We start from the raw sequence: 6,216 nt of genomic DNA, 5'->3' as shown, positions 1-6,216 counted from the left end.
TTTACCATCATTATTGCATTCTGACATGCTTCATTCCTCCCTATTTATTATTTCTATTTTTCCAAACGTTAAAAATAGCAGTAGTCCATTTTACAGCTTCTGTTGCTTTTTCCACATCATCGTCAGCCGACCTTGAAATGTTTGTTGAAAGCCTTTTAATAGAATGTGTTAGATTATTAAATGTTTCTCCAATCTCATTAATACCCTCAAATAAACTATTTAAACGGTTTACTTTATAGTTTACATCTTCAGCTAAATCATTCGTTTTCTGAAGTAATAAAGTCGTCTCCGTTGTGATTCCTTCTAATTGTTTCTCCATTCCTTCCATTGTATCTGCTACGTTGTTTAACGTACGTTGTGTTGCTTTTAATGTTTGAGCTAAATAAACTACTAGTACAGCAAATGCTAAAGCTACAATTATTGCTGCTATCGATAATGCGGCTGCCATCTCCATTCACTCCTCTTATTTGTTAATATTTTACTACTAGGTATGTATATTTATTTCTTAATTTAATACCCCGATCAATTCATGACAAAACATTATAAATGGCTATACATATATACTAGCTTATTTTGGCAATTTATTTCAACTTTTAACAAAATTCTCTTTGAAAAAAAGAGAAAAATGTCTTGTTTATTTTACGCAAAAATTCGTTTATCTATCCCTACCTTATAATACAAAAGTGTTTACATAGCTCATTTACTATGCAAACACCTTTGTATTGTAATTAAACACTCTTACGCTTTACATATTTAATTGCAAAACTTCTTCATAAGCAGTTTGAAATTTTTGAATATCCCCTGCTCCCATAAAAATTAACACACTATCTTCAAATTGTTTTAATATCTCTACATTATCTAACGTTAATAACCTGCCATCTTTTACTTTTGCTAGTAAATCATCTATCGTTAAATCCCCTGTCTCTTCTCGAGCGGATGCAAATATATCACATAAAAATACATGATCCGCATTGTTTAAACTTTCCGCAAAATCATTTAAAAATGTTTTTGTTCTTGTAAATGTGTGCGGCTGAAAGATGGCAACGATTTTCTCTTTAGGATATTTTTTTCTAGCCGATTCAATCGTTGCTGTTACTTCAATTGGATGATGAGCATAGTCATCGATAAGTATTTGATTTCCAATCACTTTTTCTGAAAATCGTCGCTTCACTCCACCAAAAGTACGTAATTCTTTCATCACTTTTTTGTCCATTTCTTCATAGTGACAAAATGCGATAACTGCAAGTGCATTTAGAATGTGATGATTTCCGTATAGCGGAATGTGGAATGTATCAAAGTAAGTATTCCGAACAAAAACATCGAACTCTGTACCATTATCAGTCTCATGAATATTATTTGCTTGAAAATCATTTGCTTCTGAAAATCCATAATAAATAATCGGTACTTTCGTTTGTAATTGTTGTAAATATTCATCTTCCCCACAAGCAATTATTCCTTTTTTCACTTGGTCTGCCATGGACTGAAATGCATTAAATACATCATCAATATCTGCAAAATAGTCAGGATGATCAAAATCGATATTTGTCATAATCGCATAATCTGGTTTATAGTGTAAAAAATGTCGCTTATATTCACAAGCTTCAAAAGCAAAATAATCACTATTTTCATGACCTTTTCCAGTACCATCACCGATTAAATAGGATGTTTTAAAACTTTGCTCCAAAACATGTGCCAATAATCCAGTTGTTGATGTTTTCCCATGTGATCCGGTAACAGCGATACTTGTATATCTCTTTAACCATTCTCCCAAAAACTCATGATATTTATAAAAAGTCACCCCAAGTTCTCGGGCTTTTTTTATTTCAACATGTTCATTGGAAAATGCATTACCTGCAATAATCGTACTATCTTCTTTAATATTTTCACTTGAAAATGGCAAAATAGGTATGCCTTTTCTCTCTAATTCTTCTTGTGTGAAAAAATATTTGTCAACATCAGACCCTTGTACACTCTCTCCTGAATCATGAAGTATTTGGGCCAATGCACTCATTCCAGTTCCTTTAATACCAATAAAATGGTAATTTGTCATAACTAACCTCCAAAAATATTAGAAAACTTGGCTTTTCTCTTACATGACAAAAGCCTTCATACTAACAAGCACAATTTTTAACAATTGGCCAAACGAGAACGCAGTCCCAGACACTTTTTAGTCTTAACCAATGAGTAGTAAAAAATTTTCTTATTACACCTGAAAAACTTGAGCTTATTAGTAAAGTTGTATTTGTTAACCAATTTCATTTTCTAATAGAGTTTGTTTTCTTTATATGTTACTTCTTCTAATCGTGGGTTTGGACGGTATTTCCTTCCTTCTTTTGCCGAATGTGTCCCGTTTAATAACACATTATCACCCGTAAACCCGATCTTTATTTTAAGTAAACTACTTCCGACTCCATACATATCAACAGGTACATTTCTGCTTTCAAAATAGGCAATACGTTCTTCTGTAAAACCACCGCTAGCAACAATTTTAACATAAGTAAATCCCTCATCATCTAAAGCTTTTCTTAGGGCAAAAATTAATTCAGGATTTACGCCTCGCGGGTCGAACGTTCCCATTAAATGATGGTTTCTTAAAAAATATTTATCTACTAAGGTTCGAGATGTATCCAATCGTACTGAATTCAATTTCTCTCCAAACTCACGAGCAACTTTCAATGAATCCGTGATGACGTCATTATTATAATCAACTAGCGCCATCAGGTCATCATCAGGAAACATTTCATGATATGCCCTTGAAGCTGCAACAATATCACCACGGAACATTTGGATTAATGCATGAGGCATTGTCCCCATACCTTCCTTCCCCCACCATTCATTCATTGCGTGAGTTGCTTGGGCGGTAGATCCTCCGATAAATGCTGCATATCCATCTCCAGCTTGTTGTGTATAATGATCATCACGATCTCCCATAAAAATAACTGGTTTTTGTTTTCCAGATGTCCTTGCAGCTTTTACCACATTATATACATTTGTCGCAACAGAAGTTCTTCTAGATAAAATTCCATCAATGATCCCTTCCAAATAGCCGAAATTCTGGTACGGTCCTGTTACTGTCAACACTGTTTCAAATGGCTTTATCTTATCCCCATCTTTTAGTGACTTGATCTCCAACTCCTCAGGGTTATCCGCAAAAGTATGTAATAAAGCAATCGCCTCATCTGTTCCACATAGGACTGCATCATCTTTTTGGAAAAACTGCATCGTTACAATATTATTAGGTAATTTTTCTTTAACGATTTCTCTTGTTTTCAAAAAATATACAGCAGAAAACCAGCCTTCTTTAATTCGGTTATCGAATTTAAATGTTTTATTAGTTAAACGACTAATTTTACCTTGTAATTTCTGTTCTATTTCTTTCATCCTGGAAACTCCTTGTTATTATTCATTTTTATTGGGACTAAGAAAGTTCTAAATTAATTCTTCAATTTGTGATTTTGTAATTAAAACTTCACGAGGTTTAGAGCCATTTTGCGCGGATACAATTCCTCTACTTTGTAATGCGTCAATTAGCCGTGCTGCTCGATTATACCCTATTCTGAACCTTCTTTGCAATAAGGATGTACTTGCTTGATTTTGTTGCACGACAAAAGAAATCACTTCATTTAATAATTCATCTTCATCTTCATCTTCATTTTCTACTTCAATAAGCAATTGTTCTTGCTCAAATAAATAATTCGGTTTGCCGATAGAGCGTAAATAATTTGCAACTCGGTCAATCTCTTCATCTGAGACAAAAGGGCCTTGCAATCTAAGTCTCTTCACACCACCGTTTTCGATAAAGAGCATATCCCCTTTTCCGAGTAATTTTTCTGCCCCATTCGTATCGATTATTGTTCGAGAATCTACTTGCGATGAAACACTGAATGCAATTCTCGTAGGAATATTCGCTTTAATCAACCCGGTTATAACATCTACGGAAGGTCGCTGTGTAGCGAGAAGCAAATGAATTCCACAAGCTCTGGCTTTTTGGGCAATTCGACAAATAGCATCTTCTACCTCTTGTGGCGAAACAATCATTAAATCTGCAAGCTCATCAATGACAATGACTAAATAAGGCATCTTTTCTTTTTTATGCTCTCTCATCCGTTCGTTATATTTTTCAATATTTCTTACTCCAGTTTCAACAAATTTTTCATATCGCTCTTCCATTTCATTTACAGCCCATTTTAACGCCATCGTAGCCGCTTGAGGGTCTGTTATTACTGGAGCGACAAGATGAGGTATCCCATTGTACGGAGCTAGTTCGACCATTTTCGGATCAATTAATAAAAGTTTTACTTCATCTATTTTAGCTTTATACAATAGACTTAATAAAATTGCGTTAATACAAACACTTTTCCCCGAGCCTGTAGCTCCTGCTATTAAACCATGTGGCATTTTACCGATATTTGAAATGAGTGGTTTACCCTCAATAGTGAGTCCCAGCGCAATAGTAAGTGGTGAAATTTCTCTTTCAAACTCTTCTGTCTCAATTATTTCCTGTAACGTCACAACATGAGGAAATTGATTCGGTACTTCAATACCGACTGTGTTTTTCCCAGGTATTGGTGCTTCAATTCGAATGTCTTTAGCTGCAAGATTTAACTTAATATCATCGGCTAAATTACGAATTCTACTAACTTTAACCCCAAGTTCCGGTTGTATTTCAAACCGGGTAACAGATGGTCCTTGAGTTATATTAACGATTTTCGCATTAACATTAAAGTGAGAGAGTGTTTGTTCTAACAATGATTGCTGTTCTTGTAACCATTTTGAATCATCTTCATTTGGTTCTACCCGATCATTTAATAAATAATTAGGAATATCAGGCTCTATTTCTAAGTCCTCATTAATTTCGATCTGAATATCATCGTCCTCTTGTTGATGTAAGTCTTGTTGAATGTCTTCAATTATGTCGAGATTTTGATGATGAAGCAAATCATGCTCGGTATTCTTTCTATCATTTTGCTCTGAGAATTCTGGTATGTCGGTAACATCTGACTGCTCACTTTTTTGTTCAAAATGAGTAGGTTCTTTACTGACTGATTTAACTTCAATAGTTTCTTCTTTCACAACCTCTTCTTCAAAAACTCTATCCCGTTTTCGAAAAATCCGATCTAGTTCTTCTGGTCTCGTAGATCCTGCCAGCGGATTGACAATATTTTCTTTTGGCTTGGTTTCTGTAATCTTTTTTTTCGGATTAGATATTTCTGGATTTGTTTTTCTTCTCCGTAAATAAGCTGGAACTTCTTCAAGCTCATTTCCAAATTTATTTCTTTTATATCCATAAATAAGTGGATCTGTTTCATTATTTTTTTTCTGATAAGGAGATGCCGTTTTTCTGCGCCTTATTTTGTTGTTTTTGGATTGTTTTTCTAATTTATTTTCATCTGGGATCACCGGGAAACGAAAAGGAGTATCTTGATCTTTAGGATATTGATAGGCTATTTTTGTATTCACATCACGTGTATTTACATTTTGTTTATTTGGTTCTTGTTCTATCCCTTCGTCTTCCTCTTCTATAACAATCTCCTCAAAGAAAAAGTTGCTTACTTTTTTCTTCCACTGTTTCCACATCCATGTTCACCTGCTTTAGTGATTATCGTACTCGTACTTTCTATTTTAACAGTTTTTTCACTTTTTGGGCAGACGTTATCTTTATTTAATGATAATATCATTTTTTGGCAACTTTGGCTTTCGCCATAAAGGCTTGCACTTAATAAAGCATAAATGCAACATCACCTAGTCACCGCCAGTTACGGCTCTTTAGGAAGGCCGCTAAGAACAGGCTCTCTGCCTAACATCACGCTTACCCCTAGTGAAGAGGGCATGTTTTTTAACGCACGCCAAGTTTTCTAATCATTATTCCTCGGTTTATTTTTCGCCATGATAAAAATCGGCTCCAATTTTTTATCTTCATAAATGAAAGGAAGAGAAGTAATCGGAATCCGACCTTCTGCAAAAAATTTCATCGTCATTTGAGCCAAAACATCATATCCAATGTCATTTTGAATATCCGCTAAAATAAGAACATCCTGATGAGGAACTGCAACTGCTAAGTCTCCGCTTGTTTTTTGTTTCATTTCTTCCAAAAATGTATCATTAAGAATCCTGCTTGCATCATATCCATCTTGAGTAGCAATAAAATAATAATCATTTCCTTGAACTTGATCTACTTTATAATCCAATGTTAATGAGCGAAGGTTGAACAATGCA

5 protein-coding genes are annotated in these 6,216 nt (G+C 34.4%); all 5 read right to left on the bottom strand.

Features of this window, described 5'->3' with window-relative positions; all coding sequences use genetic code 11:
- Positions 1-40: 40 nt before the first annotated feature.
- A complete protein-coding gene (locus ACPYKA_RS17780; protein WP_479543543.1) occupies positions 41-448 on the bottom strand; it encodes a DUF948 domain-containing protein in 408 nt (135 codons plus the stop codon).
- A 297-nt stretch (positions 449-745) separates the two neighbouring features.
- Complete coding sequence (gene murC, locus ACPYKA_RS17775) at positions 746-2,050, bottom strand: UDP-N-acetylmuramate--L-alanine ligase (RefSeq protein ID WP_479543542.1); 1,305 nt, start codon at positions 2,048-2,050, stop codon at positions 746-748.
- 212 nt (positions 2,051-2,262) lie between these two features.
- On the bottom strand, positions 2,263-3,381 hold the full coding sequence (locus ACPYKA_RS17770; protein WP_479543541.1) for a nicotinate phosphoribosyltransferase: 1,119 nt from the start codon (positions 3,379-3,381) through the stop codon (positions 2,263-2,265).
- A gap of 48 nt (positions 3,382-3,429) precedes the next feature.
- Positions 3,430-5,577 carry a DNA translocase FtsK gene (locus ACPYKA_RS17765; protein ID WP_479543540.1) on the bottom strand — a complete coding sequence of 716 codons (2,148 nt, stop codon included), beginning with the start codon at positions 5,575-5,577 and terminating at the stop codon, positions 3,430-3,432.
- A gap of 278 nt (positions 5,578-5,855) precedes the next feature.
- The coding region (locus ACPYKA_RS17760) for a DUF1444 family protein (protein WP_479543539.1) at positions 5,856-6,216 on the bottom strand (361 nt) is incomplete at its 5' end.

The sequence above is a fragment of the Pseudogracilibacillus amylolyticus (SeqCode) genome, assembly GCF_051918545.1.
In the GTDB taxonomy this organism is placed as follows: Bacteria; Bacillota; Bacilli; order Bacillales; family Amphibacillaceae; genus Pseudogracilibacillus.
This window is presented reverse-complemented; position numbering and strand designations above follow the sequence as displayed.

What these genes read in the sequence shown, in the direction of transcription:
- murC (WP_479543542.1), bottom strand. Translation starts at nt 2,050, where the DNA reads ATGACAAATTACCATTTTATTGGTATTAAAGGAACTGGAATGAGTGCA.
- ACPYKA_RS17770 (WP_479543541.1), bottom strand. Translation starts at nt 3,381, where the DNA reads ATGAAAGAAATAGAACAGAAATTACAAGGTAAAATTAGTCGTTTAACT.
- ACPYKA_RS17780 (WP_479543543.1), bottom strand. Translation starts at nt 448, where the DNA reads ATGGCAGCCGCATTATCGATAGCAGCAATAATTGTAGCTTTAGCATTT.
- ACPYKA_RS17765 (WP_479543540.1), bottom strand. Translation starts at nt 5,577, where the DNA reads ATGTGGAAACAGTGGAAGAAAAAAGTAAGCAACTTTTTCTTTGAGGAG.